This window comes from Bradyrhizobium sp. P3_C3 (assembly GCF_056402655.1).
The window spans coordinates 1-25055 of record NZ_JBFUGY010000025.1; the positions used below are offsets into that span (position 1 = coordinate 1).

General features: G+C 58.8%; 23 protein-coding genes. 9 read left to right on the forward strand and 14 right to left on the reverse strand.

The features are described 5' to 3' along the window. Positions 1 to 358: 358 nt before the first annotated feature. Positions 359 to 532: a hypothetical protein gene (locus AC1DW2_RS25700; protein WP_167768324.1), complete on the reverse strand. Its 174-nt coding sequence runs from the start codon at positions 530 to 532 to the stop codon at positions 359 to 361. Positions 533 to 599: 67 nt separating this feature from the next. Next, entirely contained in the window at positions 600 to 755 is a 156-nt protein-coding gene (locus tag AC1DW2_RS25705) for a hypothetical protein (RefSeq protein WP_167768323.1), read from the reverse strand. A 255-nt stretch (positions 756 to 1010) separates the two neighbouring features. Here AC1DW2_RS25705 and AC1DW2_RS25710 point away from each other — a divergent pair, with 255 nt between their 5' ends. After that, positions 1011 to 1631: a hypothetical protein gene (locus tag AC1DW2_RS25710; RefSeq protein ID WP_135217044.1), complete on the forward strand. Its 621-nt coding sequence runs from the start codon at positions 1011 to 1013 to the stop codon at positions 1629 to 1631. A 577-nt stretch (positions 1632 to 2208) separates the two neighbouring features. Here the strand turns inward: AC1DW2_RS25710 and AC1DW2_RS25715 are convergent. Then, positions 2209 to 4080: a sensor histidine kinase gene (locus AC1DW2_RS25715; protein ID WP_135217043.1), complete on the reverse strand. Its 1872-nt coding sequence runs from the start codon at positions 4078 to 4080 to the stop codon at positions 2209 to 2211. A 474-nt stretch (positions 4081 to 4554) separates the two neighbouring features. On the opposite strand from AC1DW2_RS25715, the gene AC1DW2_RS25720 reads away from it, so the two are divergent. The 6 genes from AC1DW2_RS25720 to AC1DW2_RS25745 all read left to right on the forward strand — a co-directional run bounded on the left by AC1DW2_RS25720 (position 4555) and on the right by AC1DW2_RS25745 (position 8705). Then, positions 4555 to 4938 carry a response regulator transcription factor gene (locus AC1DW2_RS25720; protein ID WP_063981918.1) on the forward strand — a complete coding sequence of 128 codons (384 nt, stop codon included), beginning with the start codon at positions 4555 to 4557 and terminating at the stop codon, positions 4936 to 4938. A 694-nt stretch (positions 4939 to 5632) separates the two neighbouring features. Beyond that, positions 5633 to 5917, forward strand: a complete 285-nt coding sequence (locus tag AC1DW2_RS25725; protein WP_135217041.1) for a hypothetical protein — start codon at positions 5633 to 5635, stop codon at positions 5915 to 5917. 334 nt (positions 5918 to 6251) lie between these two features. Continuing rightward, complete coding sequence (locus tag AC1DW2_RS25730; RefSeq protein ID WP_063981920.1) at positions 6252 to 6890, forward strand: response regulator transcription factor; 639 nt, start codon at positions 6252 to 6254, stop codon at positions 6888 to 6890. A gap of 156 nt (positions 6891 to 7046) precedes the next feature. After that, complete coding sequence (locus AC1DW2_RS25735; protein WP_354102877.1) at positions 7047 to 7304, forward strand: response regulator; 258 nt, start codon at positions 7047 to 7049, stop codon at positions 7302 to 7304. 238 nt (positions 7305 to 7542) lie between these two features. Further along, positions 7543 to 8253 (forward strand): potassium channel family protein, encoded by a 711-nt coding sequence (locus AC1DW2_RS25740; RefSeq protein ID WP_135217039.1) that lies wholly within the window; start codon positions 7543 to 7545, stop codon positions 8251 to 8253. Between the two features lie 188 nt (positions 8254 to 8441). Next, complete coding sequence (locus AC1DW2_RS25745) at positions 8442 to 8705, forward strand: hypothetical protein (RefSeq protein WP_084795033.1); 264 nt, start codon at positions 8442 to 8444, stop codon at positions 8703 to 8705. A 273-nt stretch (positions 8706 to 8978) separates the two neighbouring features. On the opposite strand, the gene AC1DW2_RS25750 is transcribed toward AC1DW2_RS25745, so the two are convergent. Further along, a complete protein-coding gene (locus tag AC1DW2_RS25750) occupies positions 8979 to 10256 on the reverse strand; it encodes a L,D-transpeptidase (RefSeq protein WP_244623479.1) in 1278 nt (425 codons plus the stop codon). Between the two features lie 251 nt (positions 10257 to 10507). Here AC1DW2_RS25750 and AC1DW2_RS25755 point away from each other — a divergent pair, with 251 nt between their 5' ends. Then, positions 10508 to 11662 carry a lysozyme family protein gene (locus AC1DW2_RS25755; protein WP_245328591.1) on the forward strand — a complete coding sequence of 385 codons (1155 nt, stop codon included), beginning with the start codon at positions 10508 to 10510 and terminating at the stop codon, positions 11660 to 11662. A 545-nt stretch (positions 11663 to 12207) separates the two neighbouring features. On the opposite strand, the gene AC1DW2_RS25760 is transcribed toward AC1DW2_RS25755, so the two are convergent. The 6 genes from AC1DW2_RS25760 to AC1DW2_RS25785 form a co-directional block, all read right to left on the reverse strand. Then, positions 12208 to 12405: a hypothetical protein gene (locus tag AC1DW2_RS25760; protein WP_063986200.1), complete on the reverse strand. Its 198-nt coding sequence runs from the start codon at positions 12403 to 12405 to the stop codon at positions 12208 to 12210. A gap of 131 nt (positions 12406 to 12536) precedes the next feature. Next, positions 12537 to 12770 carry a hypothetical protein gene (locus AC1DW2_RS25765; RefSeq protein WP_063981921.1) on the reverse strand — a complete coding sequence of 78 codons (234 nt, stop codon included), beginning with the start codon at positions 12768 to 12770 and terminating at the stop codon, positions 12537 to 12539. 360 nt (positions 12771 to 13130) lie between these two features. Beyond that, positions 13131 to 14252, reverse strand: a complete 1122-nt coding sequence (locus tag AC1DW2_RS25770) for an IS630 family transposase (protein WP_063981152.1) — start codon at positions 14250 to 14252, stop codon at positions 13131 to 13133. 866 nt (positions 14253 to 15118) lie between these two features. After that, positions 15119 to 15754, reverse strand: a complete 636-nt coding sequence (locus AC1DW2_RS25775) for a response regulator transcription factor (protein ID WP_063981922.1) — start codon at positions 15752 to 15754, stop codon at positions 15119 to 15121. A 642-nt stretch (positions 15755 to 16396) separates the two neighbouring features. After that, a complete protein-coding gene (locus AC1DW2_RS25780; protein WP_167768322.1) occupies positions 16397 to 16603 on the reverse strand; it encodes a hypothetical protein in 207 nt (68 codons plus the stop codon). Positions 16604 to 16999: 396 nt separating this feature from the next. Further along, the gene (locus AC1DW2_RS25785) at positions 17000 to 17764 is read right to left on the reverse strand and encodes an outer membrane protein (RefSeq protein ID WP_063981924.1); all 765 of its coding nucleotides are present in this window, start codon (positions 17762 to 17764) and stop codon (positions 17000 to 17002) included. Positions 17765 to 18796: 1032 nt separating this feature from the next. On the opposite strand from AC1DW2_RS25785, the gene AC1DW2_RS25790 reads away from it, so the two are divergent. After that, a complete protein-coding gene (locus AC1DW2_RS25790) occupies positions 18797 to 19060 on the forward strand; it encodes a hypothetical protein (protein WP_084795037.1) in 264 nt (87 codons plus the stop codon). Between the two features lie 641 nt (positions 19061 to 19701). On the opposite strand, the gene AC1DW2_RS25795 is transcribed toward AC1DW2_RS25790, so the two are convergent. The 4 genes from AC1DW2_RS25795 to AC1DW2_RS25810 all read right to left on the reverse strand — a co-directional run bounded on the left by AC1DW2_RS25795 (position 19702) and on the right by AC1DW2_RS25810 (position 24487). Continuing rightward, positions 19702 to 20163 carry a hypothetical protein gene (locus AC1DW2_RS25795; RefSeq protein ID WP_063981926.1) on the reverse strand — a complete coding sequence of 154 codons (462 nt, stop codon included), beginning with the start codon at positions 20161 to 20163 and terminating at the stop codon, positions 19702 to 19704. Between the two features lie 79 nt (positions 20164 to 20242). Beyond that, positions 20243 to 20926: a helix-turn-helix domain-containing protein gene (locus tag AC1DW2_RS25800; RefSeq protein WP_063981927.1), complete on the reverse strand. Its 684-nt coding sequence runs from the start codon at positions 20924 to 20926 to the stop codon at positions 20243 to 20245. A gap of 1682 nt (positions 20927 to 22608) precedes the next feature. After that, positions 22609 to 23019 (reverse strand): hypothetical protein, encoded by a 411-nt coding sequence (locus AC1DW2_RS25805; RefSeq protein WP_477007434.1) that lies wholly within the window; start codon positions 23017 to 23019, stop codon positions 22609 to 22611. 703 nt (positions 23020 to 23722) lie between these two features. Next, positions 23723 to 24487, reverse strand: a complete 765-nt coding sequence (locus AC1DW2_RS25810; RefSeq protein WP_063981930.1) for an outer membrane protein — start codon at positions 24485 to 24487, stop codon at positions 23723 to 23725. Positions 24488 to 25055 lie beyond the last annotated feature (568 nt).

The window sequence follows — 25055 nt, forward strand, 5'->3', positions numbered from 1 at the left end:
GTGACACCTGCAAGCCCCAACAGGGCGCTAGCAGCAATCCCGGCAACAGTCGCTGACTTGATCGAAAGACGCTTCTCCGGATGCATGTTGGACCTCCCTCTTCGCGCTTGCGTCACTGAAAGGTGACGGGAGCCGCCTCAGGTGCGGCTGAACATAGCGTGAGCGCTAAAGGATCGCTAACGTTGACGTAGATCAACGAGGGGTCTGTGCACTGTTGCCCCTCCCGGTGTCCGTCCTATGGCCCGGCGCTGGCGGCGCACTGTACGGCCTTCTGCCGGGCCTTGGCGGTGCCGTGGGCCGCCTGTCGCCGTTGCGGTGACGTGCTGCCGCGCTCGACGGGTGATGAGGCGACGCCGCGCTAAGGGTTCTCCTCGCTGTGTTCTTCGAGCAGCTTCCGCGTAGCCTTGATGCGGGCGGAGACGTTCTGAAGCGTTGCGTCCGAACTGATACCTTGCGAATGCAGGAGCATCCACAGCGCTTCGGCAAGGATGACTTGATTTTCTAGAATGGCGCGTTGGATTTTATCCATCATCAGCCATGCTCCGTTGGTTGCCCTCCGCGATCGATCGCCTGTCCGCGCCCGGTTGGTTCGCTTTAAGTCAGTCGCTCTGACGATAGCGATTAGGCCGAAACGGAATGTCGTCGATGTACGGTCGCACAACCCGCTTGGTCTTGAGCATGTCGCGCCAGGCATAGGCATAAATCGCGATCAAGACAGAAACGAAGGACGTCCACAACAGGATGATCCACTTCATTTGCGTTCTCCTCTCGATGTAGGCGAGCAGATAGGATCCATGGGATCGGAACCCAGTTTGGAGGTGCTTGCGTTAGATCAACGCTTGGGCTGATTGTGGCGTGGCCCACGCGACGTGACGCGCGCGCCAACGCCGTGTTCTCGGCACCCATGCGCCGCCGCGTCGAGATGACGTTGGCGGGGAGCATCGAGAGAAGGCGGACCCTCCCCAGGTCGTTAGGGTCCTTCCGATAAGGGGTATTGGTGCCGGGACCGCGTGACCGCGCCCCTTCAGCATATTTGCGTTTTTCGTTTTTCGATGTTTGTTTGCCGCATCTGCTTTTCAAAGGCTCGCGAGATGCGGCGCACTGATCTGTTCGAAGCCACGATGCAGGGATGGGCGCGCCTCAACCCGCAGCAGCGCCAGCGGTTTTTCCAAGCGGGCCTGAAGGCGGCGCTGCGGCTTGAGCGGCAGGAATTCCGCGCTTGGCTCATGCGGCGGCTGATCGAACCCCCGCTCGCCGCGCCGGTCGATCCGGCCAGCTTCGCAATTTCGAAGACCGACATTGCGCTGCTCATGAAGTCGGCGCGCCCCAAAAAACCCTTCCGCAACGCAATCTGGATAACACCCGGGTTAGATACGATCGAGACGTGGGGTTCTGCGGTCCCCCCACAAACTCACCCGCCTCAGAGGACCCCAACGGCGAACCGGTCCAAATTTGGACTTGAGCGCGCACCCATCCACTCGCACCGACTGTCACGCGCGCTTCGCGGTCCGCTTGATGTTGACGCTCAACGTCCAGTCTCGCGCCGTGTCGATGCAGGAGCAGTTCGCGCACAGCAGGAGAACGCCCTTGCCCTCACCGCGAACAACAGCGAGATGCGACTTGGTCGATGACTGAGCCTGCTTGCGCAGTCCGTTGCGGCCACGTCGCACAGGTCTGATGTGACGGAAGCACAATGCCCGTTCATCTTCGAAGCCGCACTGCTCGCACCGGCCACCCTTCATCGCGATGGCCTTGGCCTACACCTTGCGGCGATACTCACGACGTTTGCTGATCTTCATCACGCGAGCCGTCATGTGCTGGCGTCCGTCTATCCCAGCCTCGCAGTGTGGTCAGGCTCGACCATGGGTCACCGGCCACAGGCGCGGATAATCCGGTTCCCATGCAACTTCGGCCTGACTTCCGGCGCCGCGCTTGCCGCATTATGGCGATGATGACCACGGTCTCGATGTCGCTTGTACCTCAGGACAATGTCCCCCGAGACAATTGTCGTGGCTCGGTCATTGAGCCATGATCGGAGGTACCAGCGCGGTACTAAACTCTAGCCCCGACGGCCCCAGTCATTCTCCTCCGACTGGGGCCGTAGTGCTTTTTGACAAACTAGCGGCGCAAGCATGCTATATCGGATACGCCACCATCGTTCTCAGCGTGGCTGTGGTGGTCGTGGTCCTATTCACCCTTTGGTGAGCATCAGACAAGAGGAAGCCTGATCCTAAACGACGCGCCGCCGTGATCCCGATTTTTCGCCGATAACTGGCCATTGTGCGCTTCCACGATGGTGCGCGCGATGGACAACCCCATACCCATGCCTTCCGCCTTGCTGGTGTAGAACGGCTCGAAGATCTCTTTCAGTTTGTCTTCGGGAATGCCATGGCCGCGATCAGACACGGATAGATCGGCAAACTTTTCGACGCGCGAAGTCCGGATGTTGATGATGCGGTCTTCGATTGGCGTATCCTTCATCGCGTCGATCCCGTTCACGACAAGGTTCAAGATCACCTGTTGAATTTGAATGCGGTCGCCGAGAACCGGAAGCGCATCCGGCGTGATCGCGCTGACTAATTGGAATTTCCGGCCAACCGCCAGCGCTGAAAAAAAACTGATCGTCTCACGCACGACTTCGTTGAGGTCAAATTGCTTCTGCTCAAACGGTGCCTTTTTCAGAATGCTGCGCATTCTCCGGATGACTTCGGTGGCGCGGTTGTCGTCCCTTAGAATGTCATCAAGGATTTCGTTTACTTCGTCGATGTCCGGATTTGGAGACTTCAAGATCGCCTGCGCCGTCTCGGTATTGGTGAGAATAGAGCCGAGCGGCTGGTTGATTTCGTGGGCAATTGACGCGGTCAATTCGCCAGCCGTTGAGAAGCGGTTGACATGCGCCAGTTCCGTCATGCGCTGCCGCGACTGCACTTCGGCAAGTTGACGCCGACGATGTTCGCGCAGCAGACCGGCGATCAGCGCGGTTTGCGATAGAATAATCGTGGCTGTGAGTGCGACTTGCCACCAATACCGTTCCCAGACGGTTGGTTCTCGGAAATAGACGGTGCTGCCGGGCGGCAGATTGCTCTCGGCAATTCCCCACCGCTGCATTTGCCGCCAGTCGAACATAGGCGCGGCCAGTTGAACAAACGTCGGCTTGATGTCGGCAACATTTTCGCCGTCAAGGATGCGGAGCGCGACTTCCGCCGCCTGCTTGCTTTGTCTGGCGACGATCTGCATTGGCCCACCAACGATGCCCTCTCCAAAAAAGGCTTCGTCGTGAAAAAAGATGGGTGCGTTGGCTGTCCGGTAAAACCGGGCGAACGCACTGTTACCCTCATGCGCCACTCCCGCCGCATCGACATTCAACCCAATCCAGAAAATCGCACTGTGTGGCGGAAGGTTGGCCGCATCCTTGAGCATCTCTTCAAAGGAAAGTTCATTGTACCATCGAAATCGCACACGATCCGCGAACCGCGCAGTGGACTTGGCGACCTCGTTGCGCCACCAGGTTTCGCTCGGCGAAGCACCGACAACGATGGCGATGGTCGTTGTTTGAGGCAGGACGTGCAGGATATTTTCAAAGAAAACAGGATCGTCGTTCGTGATCGCCACGACAGTATCGTACTTGGTCAATTTATCGAAGTCCACGCGGCGTCGCTCTACCAGAGTGTACAGCATGGGCGTCGTTGGAAAGAGGTCTTTGCGGTGGGCCTGCACGAAATTGGCCGCAGGCGCGCCGATGGCGATGATCAGATCGGGCGACTGGTCAATATTAAGAGTGCGAAGATACTCGACGAATGGAGCGTCTGATTTGTCGCTGCTTCGCCGGGCATTCAATAGCGAGTGATCTTGAAACTCAATGGATGCCCGTCGGCTTAACTCGGCGCGAAGGGCTTCGGAATAATCAGTCCACGGCCTAAAGCGAAGACCGAATGAATGCAGCATCATTACCCGCTTGGGTTCTGGATCAGCCGCCTGACTTTGGCCCTGCATCGCCAGCAATAATGCGACGGCCAGCACAGCGATGAGGGTCCGCGCGCAAAAAGATCGCCAAGATAGAGCAGCAGTCCAGAAAAGCATTCCCGTCCTACTCCGAAGTCCGCAGTCCGAATACCGTAGCGGCTCGACCAAACGATTAATAGGCAAAACCGGCGCTGTGAGCCGTGCTGCGGCTGCTAGGGATCACAAGGCTCCTGTCCTTTGGACCGCGTGCGGGCCGCGCGGGCCAGGCAAGCCGCTACAGATTGCGTGGATGACGAGACGGGCACAACGGAGGCGGCGACGCGGCCAAGGTCTCACGGCAAGAAGCGGACATTCGGGCTGGCCTTCAGCAGGTCCCCCTTGGGCAAATGAGCGACATCCCAGTTTTACCCCCGAACATGAAAGAGGCCGCCAACTGAGGCGGCTGTCAGGCACAGCGTAATGGCCAAAAGCGACCGCGCGGCGTGCAAAGAGTTCCAAGCCGTCGGAATCGAAACTGATGGTCCATTTGGACGTTGGCACACCGAGGAAAAAGTACGTCTGTGGCGGGAACCATGAAAATGGAGCAAACGCATGTCGCAGGGAAACTGTGTTTACGTCGTTGATGACGACGTCACGCTATTGCAAAGCTTGGGGCGACTGCTGCGGTCCCTCGGCTATACCAGTTTATTGTTTCCCTCGGCGGAAACTTTCACCAAGCACGACGATTTTGACAAAGCCGCCTGCATCCTGCTGGACATCAATATCGGCGAGGTTTCCGGCATCGAGGTCGCTCACCGTCTCAAGGCGGCAAACGTCTCGGTGCCTATCATCTTCATGACGGGAAACGACCAACCCGTCCTTCGCGAGGCAGCGCATCGATCCGGCTGCCTCGCGTTTCTCACCAAGCCATTCTCCGCTACGGCACTGGCGCAGTACCTACAGCGCGTTCGCCAGCGTCCGGCAGAGGACACATGATCGCGTGAGCCGTGGCCGGTGCGATGGTGAGTGCCAACATACGCCGGATGGCCGTTGATCGTCCGGGGGGTCCCTCCGTGCGTTACTTACTAGATTGAGGACGTTGGCCTATGATCTTTGGCCGCCTCATGCTTTCCCGTCTAAGCTCGCTTTCAAAATGATCAGCCCAACCTTACTCAGGCGCGTGCGGATGGTTGTGGATGCAGCCGTCGTGACGGCCGTCTGTGGCTCGTCCTCGATCAGTTCGTTCGCGAGGAGTTTCCAGAGCACGCGCGGCGAGACGCCATTGCGCTCGCTCTTCCAAGCGCTGCCGTTCGGCCCATAAGTGCGAACACTTTCTGGTCATTGGTCGCGATCATCGCGCGACGAACCGCAGGCGTGAGCTTGAATCTCTTGTGCTCTGACTGCCCCATCAGGCAAGCAAGAAAGGAGATGCCAGTTAGTTTGTGTTGATTCAAATCAAACGACCGCTTGGGGTCAAGATCGGACGACCCGGCCTTGCGGCGGATGTCTGCTTTGCCCCGGTGAGCGACGTAATGGCATGACTGTCTCGGTGATGACACGCTGGCGCGGACTGTCGCGCCCCCGGCCGGATTTCCTCCACCAGTGCCGCCGGTCGTCAACGATCAGCATCTTTGCAATTCTCGATTTTTGAGTTTCATTTGCTGAATTCTCGTTTTTGAAAGGCCGCGAGATGCCGCGTGATCTGTTCGAGGCAACGATGCGGGGCTGGGCGCGGCTCAACCCATCCCAGCGCGAACGGTTTTTCCAAGCGGGCTTGCGGGCGGCGCTGCGCCTTGAGCGGCAGCAATTCCGCGAAATGGCTCATGCGGCGGCTGATCGAGCCCCGCTCGCCGCGCCGGTCGATCCGAACAGCTTCGCAATTTCGAAGTACGACATTGCGGTTCTCATGAGGTCAGCGCGCGAAACACCGGGCAAATCGTCTCCGAAACGCAACTCGGAAAACCAAAAATGCTAATGTCTTCAAACGATGCCGTCGCGCGGTCCCCCCACATACACACGCCCCTCAGAGGACCCCAGTGCTGAATTGCGCGAATGCGGGACCCAAACGCAACGGAGGCCAGCCGCTGGGGTACACAGCCTGTAACTCCGGTCTGGGCAAGGTTGCCGGCAGCATCGCCGGGTCATTGTCATCACGTCAGGCGACGGGACGGCAGTCAGCGAGGCATCGGGTTGGCACAAACTGCATAGTCGCGTTCGGACTGACAGATCAGCCATGCCCCAAATGAGCGTTAAACGATACTTACACACTTTGAATTGCCCGGTACCCTCTTTGCAACGAAAGGGGACCGGTGCAGGGGCTTGTGCATATTGTTGACGACGATCCGTCCTTTCTGACGGCGATGGAGCGTCATTTGAAGCACGCCGGTTATGAGGTCGCGGTCTATGCGTCAGCACAGGCGTTGCTGGACCGACTGCCGAGCGACAGTGTTCCGAGCTGCATCCTCCTCGACGTACGGATACCTGGCATCGACGGTCCAGCACTGCAAAAGCGATTAAACGAACTCGGTTCGACGCTGCCGATCATATTCGTCAGCGGTCATGTCGATATTCCGCTCACGGTGCGCGCCCTAAAGGAGGGCGCGGAGGATTTCCTGACAAAGCCGGTAACGTCCGACGGCCTTCTTACTGCAATTGAACGGGCGTTCGCACGCCACCGAGGCTTCCGCGAGCAACAGTCCAGGCTGGATGTTGTTCGCGCCCTCATCGCCAAACTAACGCCGAGGGAGCGGCAAGTATTTGAACTCATCGTTGCCGGTAAGACCAATAAGCAGATCGGCAGCATCTTGGGTACGACCGAACGCACCATCAAGGCCCACCGCCAGCAGGTCATGGAGAAAATGCAGGTTCGGACCTTGGCTGAACTTGTGGCGGTTGCTGAACGAGTCGGTGTCATTGGCGATAAGCCTAATAGCGGACCTATGGCCTAGGCCAATTCTCAACCATTTTTCAAGTTATTGGCCTATGGGACACTTGTGTCAGACTCCCGAATGCCTATTGGTTCTCGTCATCACTGGGTCGCCAGCGGCTACCATCGGTGACTGAGAGAGCCGGTGCGCTCCCGCTTGTCATCGGAGCGCAATCCAATGGGTAGAAGCGACCCTGTTTTGGTGGTCGATGACGATCCCGGAATGCTGCGAGCCCTCAATCGGCTGCTATGCCAGCATGGCTTCAAACCAATCCTCTTCTCGTCTGCCGAAGAGCTGGAGCAGCACGCCGACATCGCCAACGCACTCTGCATCATCTTGGACATCAACCTCAACGGGGGGTCGGGGATCGACCTCCGGCATCAACTCAAAGCCAACGGCGTTGCGGTCCCCGTCATTTTCATCACCGGCAATTAGATTCCTTCCGTTCGCGAGGCCGCACTGCGGTCCGGATGCGTCGCATTTCTAACTAAGCCGTTCTCAGCGCACGAGCTGATCGAGCCGCTCAAACAGGCTGCGGCAGGCCACTAACCCATTCACTGAGCGCGCCTGGGCTTGCTCCCGTTCCCTTGATCTAGGTCAACGCGACTGAACTTTCGTCCTGAATTGTACAAAGGTGCAGCGCTGCGGTCAGCGCCAGGCCTTAGGAACATCGATGAAGACGCCCGTAAGCGAGCTGCGCCGTTTGCGCGGAGAACGCATTGACTGGCTGCTCTCGGTGCTCACGGGAGTGCTGGCATTACTGATTTTTGTCTTCGCCCCGCTACAAGCAATGGGCATTACCGCCTTTCACCTGTTTGCGGATGGCCTGTTGCTAGCGATCATCGTCAGCATGGTGATCATCTCCAACAATCCGACTGCTCTCGTTCTGATGTCGCTCGCGCTCGTTTTCAACGTCGCCGTATTCTTCCTGCGCATTTACTACCCAGTACCGTACCACCTTCACATTTTGGCCGGCGCATGGCTGGTCATCGCCTGCACGTTAGGTGTTGTCGTGCTTCAGGCCGTATTCAGGCGAGGTCTCGTTACATATCACCGAATTATCGGAGCGATCCTTCTGTACCTTTTAATTGCGGTGGCCTTTGCAACGCTGTTCCTGTTTGTAGGGCTGGCGGCTCCCGACGCAATCAAGGGAATAGCTTTCGAGGACGATCATTCGGTCGCCGCATCGCTTTTTTACATGAGCTTTGTCACACTTACATCAACCGGGTATGGAGACATCGTTCCGGTACATCCCTTGGCACGAAGTCTCTGCAACATCGAGAGCGTGATCGGTCAGCTTTATCCGGCGACCCTTCTGGCGAGGCTCGTTACCCTCGAGCTCAGCAGCACCGGCTCGGCGCGTAAGCCCACCCCTACCGCCTGAGCCGCAGGAGCTGCACCGACACGTGTGCGCTGCACTCGCGTCCTGTGAGGTTCCCCGCGTCGCTAGGCAAACACTCGGTTGATCTATGTCAACGCCGGCGCTCCTTTGGCGGACACGCTGCGTGCAGCCGCACCGGAGATGGCGTCCGTGCATCTGTTGCGCAGGCACGAAAAAGGAAGACCCGCACCATGCATTCCAAGAAGCGTCTTTCGATCAAGTCAGCGACTGTTAGCGGGATTGCTGCTAGCGCCCTCCTGGGCCTTGCCGGTCTCACGCTCAATCCAGCGCCCGCCAGTGCAGTGGTCTACTGTCAATACACTGAGTACCCAGCTGGTTGTGTTGCCCGGGCGGGCGTCGTACTCAGGCCTCGCCCGGTGGCGCGCGCTGCGGTCCGTCACAACGCTGGTGGCAATATGAATGGTGGAGTCAATCGCGTGGGGGCGAGGCGGTAAAGGTCTTGCCTGTGGACGCTTGGTCACCCAGGCCGGCGCTCTTGTTCCCATAGTCCCGACTCTGCACCAAACGACACGCGTATCGGCAGCCAGATCAGTGTTTGAGGCTATCCGCCAAGCTGGTTGCCGGCCCATTTGCGGAAATCGCGTGACTCAGAACGCACCTCGCGCCCCTTTGGCTTAGGTGCGGACATCAAGTTGCAGCAGAATTGCGGTCGAACAATTCAGCGGTTGCGCAGCAGCGTCGCCTTGTTGGCGGGTCGCGTCGCTGCATCAATGCGTTACCACGATAAAATCCGTATCTTTTCCCGTCTCGTGGCTAATTCCGTAGTCGGAAACAATCAACGAAGAGGCCGGCGTCAGGAGTTCAGAGATCTTCTCAACCGTATCCTGTGGCATTTCGATGCGGTTGAGCGCAGCGTTGGCTTTGTCGGGTAACGGTCCCGACACGGGTTGCTTCGCGGGCGCTTCTCGCCCTTTTGTGGCAGCCTCGGATCTACGGGGCAATTCCTCTGGAATCGACACGACGCTCCAGCGCATAGCCGTTCCCTCCTTCTGGAATTCCATTGCGGTAAACACGTGCGTTCCCAGCGGCTCCTCCGGATTTTCGATCTTGACCGGGACATCAAACAAGGGCGTGAAGCCCTGACGCACGAACAGCTTGCTCAACTTACGACTGACGAAGATGGAGATCGGGACAATCTTTTTAGGCGCGCTTGCGGCGGGAGCCGAGCCCGGCACCTGGAGATTGGCGGCTTCTGGAGTCTCGGCGTTTGACACCAGTGTTCCCTGCGTTGCCGCGGCTGCACCGATGCTCTTGGTTGCGACGGTGGCACTCTGGAGTTCGGACGAACCGGACGCGGCTTTCGGTTGAAATAGATGCGGATTGGTTATCTCGACCGGCTGGACATCACCATGCGCAATGATCACGCGCGTGCCGCGCTTCGTGAGGTGCCAGAGTCGAACGGCGAAATCGTTGTTCAAACGGATGCAGCCGTGTGACGCTGGATGCCCAGGCACGACACCGGCGTGCAACGCTATCCCTGACCAGGTGATGCGTTGCATGTAGGGCATGGGGGCGGCGCTATAAATATTTGAACGGTGCCATCGTTGTTTGCTGATGACGCTGAACACACCGAGGGGCGTCGGATGCCCCTCCATTCCCGTGGACACCGAAGAGCGTGCAATCAGCACCCCGTTGTCAAAAAGCGAGACCCGTTGGTCTGCTATCGAGATGATGATCTGGAGCGGGCCCTTCGGAAGGGGCTCCGGCCGAGCGCTCTTTGGCGTTTCAGAGTTTCTCTGCCGGTGGTGGTGCTTGTGCTTGTACGGAGCGTATTGGCTTCGCCAGAACGTGTGTTGGGGTCCAAACAGAAATTGAGCGTGTGCGATCCCCGGAGGGAGCATGGAAATGGCGAATACAGCAGTTGCTATCGTGCGCCGCATTGCTGGTAATTTCTTAACGAGCATCGCCCGGTCCCAATAGGCGCAATTCCTCTTTTCGAGACGATGCGCGAAGCCGACGCCTGATGCGTCATCCTGACAGCGCATCAAGCCTCTCCTCCAAATCTGGTCGCAGTGGGTCGAAAATGGGACCGTACTCACGATTACAGTGCGAGTTGCCGTTGAGGCGGGCACAATGGCTTGCGGTCGACGCGTTGCAATCGGGCAACATGCTTTGGAAATATCGACGAGCGGCCGTTTCCGCCATTGCGCAACGCACATTGATCCCAAGAATGAGGCTCTTCGCATGCTTGGCTTTTCTACACGGCTCCGGCGGAGCCTATGGAGGCGACAGCATCATGAACCCGCGGCGATTTACGATAGTGGCGCCGACCTTTTGCGGAACGGTCGTTCTCGCGGGGTGGATCACTGGCTGGCTGGCTGGCTTCGGTTCGGCCGGCACCGAGAACACCCGCGCAGTGCCAATCGAGGACCGCGCAGCATCTTTCGCCGCCAACGCCAGGCTCGCGGATGAACCGCAGGCAATCGCAATGGACAACGCCGTTGTCGCTAACACCGTTGTCGCTAACACCGTTGTCGCGAACGCCGCTGTCGCGAACGCCGAAGTGGCGACGGCCGATGAATCCGCGGCAGGGATGACCACCGACACGACGGCGGCATCAGATAAGCCGGACTCGATCGTCGTGGCCGCGTTGCCCGATCCGTCGCAGATGCCGTCGGCCGATTTACCGCCTGTGCAGGAATCGGTGGACTTGGGTCACCGTTATGTCGCCCAACCGGCGCCGACAATGTGCGATGCACCCGGCGGTGCCTCCAGCAAGGGGCCGCAGGATTTCCGGTATCTCATTTGTTATGTCTGGTCCGAACTGCCGCCTGCCGAGAAGCCGGCGGCGATCGTCTTGCGTTCGTTCAAGGACATCCCGGTCGGAACGCCGGTGGAAGAGATCAAGCGCGCGTCCGACGCTTTCGGTCTGGATTTCACTTTCATGAAGGCGGTGGCCAAGGTCGAGTCCGGTTTCGACCCCAAGCAACGCACCGGGTCGTATATCGGGCTGTTCCAGCTGAGCAAATACGAGTTCAGAAAGTTCGGCTCCGGAGACATTCTTAATCCCCGCGATAATGCCGTTGCGGCAGCCTACAAGGTCATCACCGAAGGCATTCTGTTCGAGTGGGTGACGCACAGGAAGTCGGACTTGAACGATCTTTACTTGATCCATCAGCAGGGCTGGGAAGGCGCCGCGGAGCACCTCAGTCAACCCAATCGCATCGCCTGGAAATCGATGTGCGCCACCAGCGAAGGTAGGGAGAAGGGCGAAAAATGGTGCAGGCGCGCGATCTGGGGCAATACGCTTCCAGCCGTCAAAGAGGCGTGGAAATCGGTAGAGAAGCTGACGTCGGAGGCGTTCGTCGGAATGTGGCGCGAGCGGGTTGCTCATTTCCAATCGAAATACATGGGCACCGCGACCGCCGCCGCCGAACGAGCGCACCAGTAAATTTCCGTTGAGTGGTTGGCAGGAGTTGCCGCACCCGCGGGCCGAGCGGGGCCTCACCGCCGCGGCGGCATGTGGTGCCGCTCATCGCTCAATGGTCGCGCTGACGCACTTTACGTCGTCAACGACGCTCGGATCGTTCCTACTGAGCGCGAACGAGGTGATCGATCCGGTGCCGATGTCTGCTTGTGGCTCCTTTTCAGACCTGCCGACTGCTTCTGAGGATGTCTGCTGTTAGCGGGGATGGGCGGAAGAACTTTGTTGATGTATCCGACCCGCAACGCGTCGGCAGTCGGCATCCCGAACGCCGCACAGATCCGAGGCTTGCCCGGTGCGAAATCGCGGGCGTTCGAGAAATGATCGAAGCTGCTTCGTCTAAATGGTCCGGCCAAGGGAGCGGGCAACCCAAAGGGGAGGAAATATGCCGGAAAGCATGCTTGTTTTCGCCAAAGCCCCTACGAAGAATGCTCCTAAGTAACACGCTGGTGCAGGCTCGCTTGCGCCGTCCTCGCTCTGATAAGGCTGGGGTGAGATGATGCTAATGGGATCTATTTCGCGCCGTCGGGTGCGTTCGGGTTTCGACCTGCGCCAACGGCGCTCTCCACTTCGGCCGCGAGCACTTGAAGATGGTCAGCCAAGCGAGCGAAAAGCTCGCGCTTCTTGGGGTCCGTAGCAAGGTCCCGGATCAAAGCGCATTCCGCCGCATCCACTCGCAGCTTCTCTAATTGCGTTGTCATGTCCTTCATGGACCGGTCCTCGAATAGCCGGCCTACCAGTTGCAGTGGCGCGAGGAACATTGTAGCCAATTTCGTGAGAAGGCTATTGGTACTTGGGGCGCTATCGAACAGGATGCACTGCAAAAATCCAGGACGCGCCTTTAGAGGGGCAGTTGTGCCTGATCTTCGGACCAATCGATGATCTCGAAGAACATGCCTCGTCGCAGCATTTCGGTTTCTAGATTTGCCGCGTGCGCCTTCCAATCTGATGTTTCACGAACCTTGAAGCGAGGCTGTTCACCGGCAGCCTTCTGAGCGTCGTCCGACGCGAGAGCCCCCCGAATGCTCTCGTACATCATCGTGAGACTGTCGTTCGTGAAAGCTCGATAGTCCATCAGTGCAACCAACAAAACGGCCGTCGCCGGGTTGAGGTCAGCGACGGCTCTGTGTGAGTTCGTGATGATGATTATGCGCTAGTCGGGCCGATGATGGAGATTTGCGGTTATCGGGCCGTTTACTGAGACGCTGGGGTCTAGTCCGCCTGCCGCCGTCGCCGCCAATTAAGGCTTGTCTGGATGCACGTCAAGCCGGCACCCATTCGACTCCGACACCGTAATTTCTACGACCCGCCGCCTTCCACCTGTTCCCCATAGAGCCAAGTATGGACGCGCGACGATGGAATAAGTTGTTTGGGAGAATGCGGATTGATCGTGCCGGCAAATAGCGCCAAACCACCTAGTACCTCGTCACAGAGATTATGACTCTTTGGAAGTGGCGGGGTAGGCGCCAGCCATTTTGGCGCGAGCCTTGTCTGTTGTGAACATCCATTTGATGCGGGAGCGGGCGGCATTTCGTTGTCGTTCCCAGGCGGTGATTTCGCGGCGCAGTCGCTTAGGGTCGTCGATCCTGCGATCCAGGCACTGGCCCCGCAGGACGCCGATTTCGATCTCGACCATGTTGAGCCAGCTTGCGTGTTTTGGGGTATAGTGGAACTCGAGCCGTCGCAAAATCCGCCTGGCTTCGGCGGGCGGGAACGCCTGATAGAGGGCGCCGGCGGAGTGGGTCGATAAATTGTCCTGGACGACCCGGATGATCTCGGCGTCGGGATAATGGATGTCGACGAGATCACGCATGCATTGGGCGTAATCCCTTGCCGCTCGCCGCTCGGTGACCTTGACCTTGCGCCAGGGACGATGCACGTCGAGGAGAACGAAGAGATTGACCGTGCCATTGCGACGATACTCATAATCGTAACGTTCGAGCCTGCCGGGCTTGGCCGGGATGGGCTGACGCGTTTCGCCGATGAGTTGCACCGGGCTTTCGTCGAAGCACACCACTGGCCGCCTGGAGTCGGGTGCCTCGGCATAGAGGTCGAGCACATCCTCCATGCGGGCGACGTATTCGCCGTCGACCTGCGGAATGCACCACATGTCTTTGCGCCAGGGCTTGAGGGCATTCTCGGCCAGGCGCCGCCGAACCGTCTCGTGCGACAGGCTCTTGTGTTCGGTGAGCTTGACCATCGCACCCGCCAGCAGCTTTAGCGTCCAGCGGGCACGGCCCCTTGGCGGACTGGCGCAGGCTGTCGCCACCAGCAAGGCTTCTTCCTTGCCCGTGAGTTTGCGCTCCGCCCCGGGACGCGGCTCTTCGCTCAGCGCCCGCTCCAGATTGCCTTCCACGAAGCGTCGCTTGGTCCGGTACACGGTCGAGCCGCTCACGCCGACGCTCCTTGCGATCTCCTCGTCGCTGGTCTCGGCATCGGCGGCCAGCAAAATCTGCGCTCGCTTGAGCTTGCGGGACGCATGCTTGCCGCCGCTGAGCAGCGCCCTCAGTTCGGTGCGCTCGATTTGGCTGAGTTCGACCCGATAGCGTACATTCATGGCGTGCCTCCTCGTTCGAGGCACGCACGAACAACTGAATCGGATGGCCGGCGTGAGTCCTTCGACAAAACCCTTCACGCCCACGCAGGGGCAGTATCTGGCTTTTATCCACCTCTATACCCGGCTGCATCGCAGGCCCCCGGCCGAAACCGACATGCAGGAATATTTCCGCGTCAGCCCGCCTACGGTTCACCAGATGGTCCTGACACTGGAACGCGCCCGCCTCATCAGACGGCAGCCAAGGACGCCTCGCAGCATCGAGGTCCTCGTTGATCCGAAACTCCTGCCGGAGCTAATCTGACCGCCGGACCCAACCTGTCAAAATCACTGTGCAGAGCCACTAGCCTCGTTATAGCGAACGCCTTTGCTTCATGTTCTGTTGCAAACGTCTTTGTCCCGCGAGGGCTGCGGCTTTTTGGCAGGATGCCACGCTTCTGAGCTTCAAAGGTAACGTACCAAGTCGGCGTCATTTTACCCCCGGCTAGATCCCGAGTTCAAGCTTCGAGCCTTGTCGCACGCACATGCGCCGGACCATTCGCCGCCCATCGGCGGCCTAGTTGCAAACCACGTTGTCGCTCCTGCTCCGCGTCCCCGTCCTCGATCATCCAACGTTTAAGCGGCCCCGGCGAGGACTTGCGCCCGCCCCGGGGCCGAGCGCGCTGCCGCCGATCTTGGGGGCCTAGGGCTCTGTGAGAGATCTAAAAAGCGCGTTGTTAGACAATCACAGGCGGAGTGTTTGGCTATTGCACTTTGTGTCAATAGGAAGAGTTAATGCCTGATTTCACGGACGAAGACGCAGCCGAGTTTTGCTGGGTCCAATGAGCGCGTTACTCCTGTCAAACCGCTGGAACCGCTTATTGGTTCGTCTAAGGCAGGTGAGGAGACGGCCCGTTCGGGCGATAGCCCATACGCTCGGCAATGGCGACAAGTTCCGCCAATGACTGGACCTGCATTTTTTCCATCACCTGATGGCGATGTGCCTTAATCGTACGCTCGGTACAGCCTATAGCGTACGCGATTTGCTTGTTGATCTTGCCCTGAACCACAAGCTCGAACACTTGCCGCTCACGCGGCGTTAGTGCCGTGACACGAGCGCGAGCCGCATCCAGCTCCTCCTTTTTGGCGCGCGTGACTTCGTAACGAGCGAACGCGCACTCAATTGCGCGAAGTAGGTCGTCGGAAGATGCGGGCTTGATCAGAAAATCTTCTGCGCCCGCCTTGATGGCCTGTACGGTGGTCTGGATGTCGGGAAAGCCCGTAAAGAATATAATCGGCAACGTCGAACCGAGTTCGTATAATTGCGCCTGGAGCTCAGGACCGCTCACTCCCGGTAGTCGCACATCGAGGAGAATGCAGCCGGGTCTACAGTCGTCCGGTAGTCGATCCAACGACTGCTCAGCCGACGCATAGGTCGCCACTTCGTACCCGGCGAGTTTGAGGCGACGTTCGACTGCTATTCGGAAGGCACTGTCGTCATCCACAACATGCACAAACCCCAACACGTGACTCCCCAAGACTTACGTCAGCCGTGACCTAGAAGAGCGCAGTGACGAGCAGCAGCTCTCGCCCAAGCTCCGCCGCGATGAACCAGCGACCGATCTCATTCCGAGCAGGATATCCCACTACATGGGGAGGTAGGTCTGACGGTTTCTAACAGGAGAGCTGCGATTCTAGCACCGTGATTGTACGGGTCATGTCGGGCGGCGCATGAAGGCACGCTTTGCCCGCATGAAGGGAGAGGAAAAATTCTCGAATGCGCTATGTTTTAGAACGCTGCTTTCGATGGGCGAATTTGGAAACGAGTGCAGCTAGACTTGTGCCACGATCTAGAGAGTAACCTCGTGACCGCCAACGATGGGGGTACAAGGCGCTCGGTTCCGCATCGAGCGTACGTGCTGAGCCTAGGCTCGTGACAGACGCGCAGCTCGCCTTCGCGAAAGCCGCCAACGAAATGATCGGATACGTCCGATGGCGGAAAGCGCGCGCCTCTTTGCCAAAGTTGGCTTGCATGAACTCCAACGTCTGAGTTCGCATGTCGGGCCAGTGTAGACACTAAGCGAGCTCATCTTCGCGCGGGTTGCCGGTCCGATGCGGAGAAGTTTGCCGACGGGCAGCGACCGCCGGTCCACCACCGCTTGAACGACTTAAGTCAAGCGGCTGTCCGGTCCTCTGAAAGGATCGTGGTGCACTTCATTTGAGAACGAGACGATCAATAGTTCGAGCTTCGATTGCTCTTCACTCAAGCGCCTTTCGACAAACTGGCGCTCGACCTCTGTCACGCTAGTCTGCAATAAGTGGCGATAGCGTTGAATATTGTTGCGGTGTGCACGCGCCAACTGGTCGTCAATCATCATCGCCTTCCTTGACGCTACTGTCTCATTTCCTTTTTGCTTCATGGGTGAGGTGCCCCGAGGCAACATTCCTAGTCGTCGCTGGAGCAGAATATTTTTCCTCCCAACGCCGAAATTCCCCTTGGCCGGGGCTTTAAATCCTGGCCCTCCAATTCTTGCGCACTTAGATGACAGAAACAAGAAACGTTCGAAGGAACGTTCCCCGAATTTTTTTGCGATCTGTGAACCATTTCACAATCGCATCTGGTGCCGGTTCAATGTCGGCTGTCGTCGGTCAACCGGTGTCGAGCCGCTGCTTCTGACCCTAGATATTTTAAGATGCAGCAAGCGCTTGGGATGGTTAACCCGCAAAAAAGCCCCGACGAACCGGGGCTTTGGCCTGCGCGACTGGTGTGATCAGTATCTCGCCGCGATCGGGGCACCGTATCCACCGAAGCGATAGTTCAGCCGAAGCGTGACCATATCCACATCTTGGCTGACGCCGCTCCCGGTCAGGGTGAACCCTCCGGGAGTAACCACGCCTGCGAAGCCGGAATTATCACGCCCCATCCAGAGGTGGTCGTATTCGATACCGAGCGACCAGTTGGGCGTGAAGCCGTATTCCCAGCCGACGCCCAGGGCGCCGCCCCAGCGCGTGTGGCCTGCCGAGGCCAAGCCGACACCGGTGATGTTGTTGAAGATATCGAAGCGATTGCGCGTCACGGCGGCGCCGCCCTTCACGTAGAATAGGGAGGCGTTCCACGCCCAACCGAGTTGCGCCGTCAACAACCCGATGCCGTCGATCTTGCCTGTGGTCGAGATCAATGGATCGATTAGACTGACGCGCGTGTTCTTGATGTTGGCCCAATCTCCCTGCGCTTCGAGGCCGAGCACAAACTGGTTGGTTTGCCAGCGGTACCCGATCTGTCCGCCCGCGAGGCCCCCGGAGCGATCGGCGCAACCACCTGCGACTGTTCCTGCGGGCGTCACGAAATCCACACAACCGTGGCTTTGCCCCCAACCGCCGTTAGCACCGATGTAGAAACCGGTCCAATCATAGATCGGCGCGACCACCGGGGGCGGGGCCTTGACGTAAGGTTTAGCAGCCAGATCAGCCGCTGACGCGGGTGCCGCCATGCTCACTGCCAGCAAGCCCACACCACTCAACAAGATCTTCTTCATTCTTTTCGCTCCATCCACGTTTCACCCGAACGAGCCGGCTGCGGGGTTCCGTCTTGGATTTGCGCACAGCGCGGGTCCGTTTCGGAGACGCCCCCTCGCGCTGGCGTGGGTAAAGGCTCGTGCCGTTGCCAGCGTCCATCGTCGGCGAGCGCATGCCTCAAGGTTGATTTAGATCAATAATCACACTCCGGAATATGGACCAGTTGCAAAAGGGCGGGAGACCGGGAGTTTGAGATATGGGTGAACGTTCGGAATCGATGGTCAGCCGTCGAGGCGCTCTTGCTCTTTGTGGATACGCAGCCGTGTTCGGGCTCGTGGCCTCGCCTGCAATTCTGGTGGTGTCAGATGCTGGCGCTCAGACCTCAACCGCACCGACCACGCCCGCAGCGCCTTCCACTGAGACACCGCAGTCGGGTACGGAGCGGCGTCAGGAACGACGCACGGGGCGCACCGAACGGCGTCAGGATCGACGGACAGGGCGAACAGAACGGCGTCAGGCGCGACGGACGGGGCGCACGGAGCGGCGCGAAGAGCGGCATGACGGTGCTGCCGAAGAGAAAAAGTAGCCGCGCGTCCACCAGCACGTCCCAAGAAACCAATTAGGAGCAAGAACATGAAAAATTCAACGGTGCTCGGCGCGGCCCTCGGTGCAGCGATGTTGTGCTTGGCGCCCGTGTCGTTTCACTGGTCACCAGAAGGGACTGTCGTTATCTCCGTCGAGAAAGCTGACGCTCGTGTCGGTCGTCCGCTCACACCTGGCAGCGTTGCGGGGGTTAATAGGCGAGTGCATAGACGCGCGTATCGGCGCGGGTACTATGGAGCTGCTGTAGGTGCGGCTGCCGTCGGAGCAGCGGCCACGGGAGCGTACTATCACCGCCGGCAATGCGGTTACTATCCATACCCCCCGTGCTATTGAGAGCGACGTCGCCTCCAGCGTTGACCTACGTCAACATCACCTAGTCTCCTTACCGCTCACAAACGCTTGGCCGCCCGGTGCATCTCCATCGGTTCGCGGCGAAAGGGAGGATCACCATGCATCGGACAAAGAGTCTCTCGATCAAGTCGGCGACAGTTGCCGGGATTGCCGCCAGCTTCCTGTTGGGGTTGGCGGGTCTCACGCTCAATCCAACGCCAGCCAAGGCGGTCGTGTATTGCCAGTACGTTGAATATCCGGTCGGGTGCGTTGCGAGGGCTGGCGTCGTGCTCAGGCCTCGTCCCGTGGCGCGCGCTGCGGTCCGTCATAACGTCGGCGGCAACGCAAATGGCGGCGTCAATCGCGTGGGAGTGCGGCGGTAAGGCACTGTTGGTCAGTGCCGCATTGTCGAAAAATGCAACCGCCTCAATTGCGGCAAGGGACTCAGCTATTGATTCGCTCGGTAATCCAGCGTTCGTCGGCTTGTCCAGCAGTCCCTTAGAACTCACACCTGGATCGGCCAACGATGGGGGTGCAAGGGTGCTTGGTCCCCCATCCGGGCGCCCTTGTGCTGAAGCCTAAGCCCCGCGCCAGACGCGCAACACGCCCTCGCGAAAGCCGCCGACGAAATGATCAGACGTATCCGCTGGCAGAATTTGGCTGAGATCATCGAACGAGCCGCTCACCATAGTCGTAAGCTCATGCGCCGAAGCATGCTCCGCCCAGCGGCGTCCCAATTGCAATCCGCGTTGCCGCTCAGCCTCTGCGTCCATCGTCTTAGCTACCCCGCGTGTTAACCGGCCCCGGCGAAGTTGCTGACCGCGCCGGGGCCTTCTACGTTCTCGCCAATCTAAGAAAGCTTGGGGGCTGGAAAGATGGGCAAGGCGTGCCCCAGACAAGCAGAACCTGGGTGTTTGGCTAGTGCCCTTTGTGCCAATGCGACCGCAGGTATTGAGGTAGTTGGGGGCAAGAAGCTAAATGGAAAAATGTCAGTCACGATGCGGAGGGCCGGCATCCGTCAGTTCTATTGGCTGCCTCCAAGCGCACGCCCCAGTCGTTCCAGTTCAAGCGTGACGCAGAATAGCGCGAACAACGATACGACGAGTTGCAGTCCCCGGCGGAACATGAGCCAAAGATCGGCGCCCTGATTGATCTCCGGCAAATGTCTGAAGAACACGACACCGAATAGCGAGCCGCCGAAAATAAAGGCGAGACGCCCCAGAAACAGAAACAGGTGACTCAGGATCGGATTCGAGCGCGGAGGTGGGAGCGGAACGCGTCGCAGGCGATACCAATAGGCGACCTGCATCGCAATGATAATGACGGGCCTAGCAAGGTTATCGGACCGTTCGAACGGCAACTGCTCACCGGGATGGATTATCAAGTGCCTAAATTCGGGCAGGCCGTCCAAGATTATGAAGAGTGCTCCTGTCAGTTGAACCACGAGAAGAACCAAATAAACGGCTCTGGATTTTAGGTTCGTCATCTCGAACACCCGTCAACTCCGCTACGGCCGGCCGCACTTAGCCTGCTTCGAGGGCACTCAGCTTCGTCCTGAACTGGACCTAATCTGGTGGATCGAGGTTTGCCAGCCGCTCTCGGTCGAGAAGTACGATTTCCCGGTGACTACCAGCGGTGAAATCAAGTACGCCCGCTCCATGCAGCCTGGATAGAACACGACACACCGTTTCGAGTGCTAAGCCGAGGTAGTCAGCTATATCGCGACGGTACATGGGGAGTGCCATTGAGTTAGTGGCGGTCAGGCGCTTGTCCATCTCCAGCAAGAACGCGGCAACTCTCTCCGATGACGATTTACGGCCAAGCAGCAGCATATGATTTTCCGCGTGCTCGAGGTTGCTGGTAGTCATACGGAGTAGGTTGCGCGAGACAGCTGGATCGGTTTCGGCGACCATTTCTAGAGTTTGCCGTCTGATCAGGCGAAGCGTCGTCTCGACCACCGCCTGGGTCGTAAATCGATGCGTCCCACTGTTCTCCAGCCCGAAAATATCTCCGGCCAAATGGAATGCGCCAATCTGGCGTCGACCGTCAGAGAGCAGTTTGTAACTGCGCGCCGCTCCCCTGATTACTTGATAGACGTATTCGGCAGGTTCCTTCTCACTGAAAATTGCTTTCCCCTTTTTGTAGATCAATACACTCGAACTGACGCCCGGATTTGATTCGCTCGTGATGCCAAGGTCAGTGAGCGAATTAGGGCAGAGGGACCGCCCCGTAGTATTACGCACAAACATGCGGGCTACTCTTTTATTGATTTTTAGCCAATCGAATACGTCTCGGTGCGCGGAACGATAAGCTCCACCCCAAGGTGGAGTGAAGCATAGTATTTGGCGACTGACGCGATGGTACTGTACCAAGGGACAGTGGAGCATTGTCACTGTTGCCGTCAGCGCGGTTGTGCTCGCTGGCGTCGTGTATCGGTCTGGTGACGGGCCGCCGCATCGTGGGGCACGGCAAAGCCCCATAGCTGCATCGCGGCTTCTCCTGATTGTGTCGGCTTCCTTGCAATGGTGATGATCGTCTCATCGCCATCGGTCACACGACAGTGACACTGATGCGCACAAGGGGACAACGTGCCTACAGCTGAACAATGCCGCGCTTATGCCGCCGAGTACAAACTACGTGCCGCTGATCCGAGGAATTCACCCCGCCGAGCGACCGTGCTGACGAACATCTCACGGAGCTGGGCAGCGCTTGGGAGCCAGCTTGAGAACCTTGCAGAGATCGCGAAGTCGGAAGGCAAGTGAGATCGCCTCCCGTCAAAGTGGGCTGGCCCGTGCGTCCTCATCCGCACTTGGCGGCTATCGCTTCGTGACCCGCTTGTTGAGTGCTTTGCGCATCGCCGTTTCGTCCGCGATGAATTTCGAGACCTGATGCTGCTCAGCCTGGGTCAGCCACCGGGTCAGCTTGTCGGCGATCATGGCCCTCTCGCTGAAGCTTGCGTCCCGAGCCGGGTGGGCCACCGTCCATGCGATTAATGCCAGCTGGCGTTTGGTCGGACGCTGGCGTGATCGCGAGCTTATATTTGTTGACCGTTCTGCGGTCATTGGTCTCCCGAGGGCGTAGACCCTTCTAGTCGCGCAGCTTTTTGCCGAATTCCTCTTACTGTTTCGGTCAAGCTGGCACGAACTGCAGCCCCCTTGGGGCGCGGCCCGTTACGATTACCCATGTGGCGGGAAGTGCTCCTTCGGATCGCAGTCATTGCTGTCGGCATGCTGCCGGTGGCGCTGCTCTCTTTCGCGCTTTTTAGAATGTGATTAACGACGTTCATTGATCTGGCTCAATGGCGCAGCTGCCTATCGAGCGGCCTCCTCATGCGAGGAAGGCGCGTCATGAAATCGCCGTCGGTACTGGATTTACCAATCACTGGTCTGGGCATCAGCCGCGTTTGGTCTCGCGTTGATCGCATCGTTGACGTTGTGAAGCCGAATTGCAACCTCCGGAATAAAGCGTAAGATTCAAGTGATTTGCGAACTCGTGGAGGGCATCGTGGCAGCGCGAGACCTCGTTTTCAAAGTCGCCATTATTGGGCTGAGCGTTCTTTCAGCATCTTTCGCGTATACGCTGGTGCTGGGTCTGTAACGGCGTCCCAGAGGCCGGCCTCGCAGAGGGCAATCTTTGTCCTTCAGAACGGTAACTTTGCGGGTTGCCAGGCCTCGATGTCACGTCCATCGCCGGTCAATGCAGCGCCAAGATAGTCGGCGGCGTTGAACTGGAGGACCCAGCCGTCAGCGCTGGCGTCGACATGCTGGCAGCAGCCATAGTCGCGGTGTAGTTCAGGACGTCGCGGGCGCCGGAGGCGCGCATCTCACCGAAGGTGATCTTTTGAAGGCAGGTTCGTCACGGTTCCCGCTCGCGCTTTTCTTCGACGTCATGAGCGCCATTGGTCGAGGAGCGATAAGGTAGTCGGGAGCTCTTATGCCGATCTGCGCGTTCGTGCGACCCGGCGTTGGATGCCGCGGCGACGCTTGTGCTCTTCTAGACGACGTTGCGGGGGCGGGGGCGGCGAGGCAAACTCGCTGGCCGGCAGATTCTCGATCAGCTCGCCGAGCGTAAGATCTTTAGATACGGTCGTAGGTGGCTGCTCAACCGCCGAGAGCAAGTCCCGGCCCGCGTCCGTGATACGCCACTCGCCTGGCTCGCGCGCGATCAGCTTTTGGCCGAAGATATCGAGGTCTGGTGCCCGCRCAGCCAGAAGCTTCATGCGACCGGTCCACTCGGGTCCGCTGGTGTAGAAAAGAGCCAGGTGTTGCTTGACGACGTCAAGACTGGCCCGGCCATCGGGCTGGCCGGCGAGGATTTTGAGTATCGACATCTGAAAGCTCACGTCCGCCACCAGTACGCGACTACCAAACTATCGGACTAACGTAGCGTGTGCATCGGTCGTGTCTAGCGCCATCTTCTTTATGAACGGAGCGACCGAAACTCGGCGGGGTAAAGTAAAAGCGGGGCCTGATTGCTAGCCATTCTTAGATTTTCCGCAGAGGACTTGCCTCGGTTTTCCTTCTCTTTGTAGCTGACATTGGTCCCTTCGTTGAGGGTATTTCGCTCCGCAGTGAGGGCGTCCGCCAACAATCTGTCGAGCACCCGCCGGTCCTCGGCGTCGGCCTGGTGTGAGCCGCCGGTGATGCCGGCGCGCCTGGCCCGGCGCTGTGCGCCGACAGCCTCGATGAGGCGATCGCCTGGCTCAGAGGACACTGGCGAGGGCCTGGCGCAGCCGAGAAAAAACCCCGGCCTTGGGTTTGGGGCAGGCCGGGGCTTGGAGGTTGTTAAGGCCAGGCCTCGGGCTGAGGCTCGAACGCGCATCGACCATCGATGACCTTGCGGCGCCTTTCAATTGCCCTTATGGACAGGCTTTCCCGCGCCATGCAAATCGCGATCTTGATCCTCAATGAGGCAGATGCTCGGCGTTATCGGCGTCTGCACCGCCTGAGTGGTCCTACCGGCTTTTTCCTAAGCGGGACCGCCGCGTTGTCGAGAGATAAAGAAAAGCCCCGGACGACGCCGGGGCTTAAGTTCGCTGGAGGAAATCAGTAACGCGCTGCGATCGGGGCGCCATAACCGCCGAAGCGGTAATTGAAGCGCAGCGTGATCATGTCCACGTCCTGCGTGATCCGGTCGTTCACAAAGGCGGCAAGTCGCGGATCAGCGACCGTGAACGAATTATTCCGGTGCCCCATGAACAAATGGTCGTATTCGACGCCCACCGACCAATTCGGGGTGAAGCCATACTCGTATCCAACACCAATGACACCACCCCAGCGGGTAGCGCTTTGCGCGGCGAGCTCGGTGCCGAAGGCATTATCGATGACGCTTAAGCGGTTGTCTGTCACCGCCGCGCCGCCCTTCACGTAGAACAGTGACGCATTCCAGGCGTAGCCGATCTGGCCGGTGAAGAGGCCGATGGCACTGGTTTTGGTGCGAGTGGAGAGCGAAGCATCGATCAGGCTGACGCGCTGGTTGCTGAGATCCGCCCAATCGCCCTGGGCTTCCAGGCCAAACACCCACTGGCTGGCCTGCCAGCGATAACCGAGCTGGCCGCCGATGACGCCACCGGACCGATCGCGGCAGCCGGAAGCTACGGCTACGCCGGCCGCGTCAAGGAAATCCACGCAGTTGTGGTTCTGCGCCCAGCCACCATTGCCGCCGATGTAGAAGCCGGTCCAGTCGTAGATCGGTGCCACGATCGGAGGCGGTGCCTTGGTGTACGGACGCGCCGCCAAGTCAGCCGCCGACGCCGGAGCGGACAATCCAACGGCCATCATCCCGACCGCAGCAACCAGAAATTTTTTCATACAAGTAATCTCCTCAGAAAGCAGTTCGATAGGGCGATAAGCCCCGCCCGACGAATCAACAGTAGTTCGTTCGCCCCGTGGTTGCTGTAGCCGAGCTGCAACACTCGCTTCGGATCACATCTTCAAATTGTTTATATCCATTAATGACTTAGCGGAACCAAAAGCCCTCTGGCGTGCATAACCCTGATTGCCCGAGACGCGCAAAATCACTCAGTGCACTGGTGGGAGCGACCGCCGCCAGCCTTCACCGCCATCCACAGGGGTTCATAGGCATTCATATATATTTTCGCGGCCGAACCGTCACCGGATCGCGACACAAATGTAAACACAACAACCACATGGAATTGATTTAGCTACATTTTTTGCTCATTAATTCTTCCCTGCGCAGGGAAGGCCGAGTGATTGGCACCACCTGTATGCTGCTGTGCGGTTTCCTTGCGCTACCTTTCGCGCAGCGGGCCGCGGGTGCGAGGTCAGCACCCGGCCTTCCCTGCGCCCTCTTGGCTTCGAGGGTGGAACGACGAAGCAAAGCTCGGGCGAGATGCGCCGCGAGAGCGCGAAGGTGTGT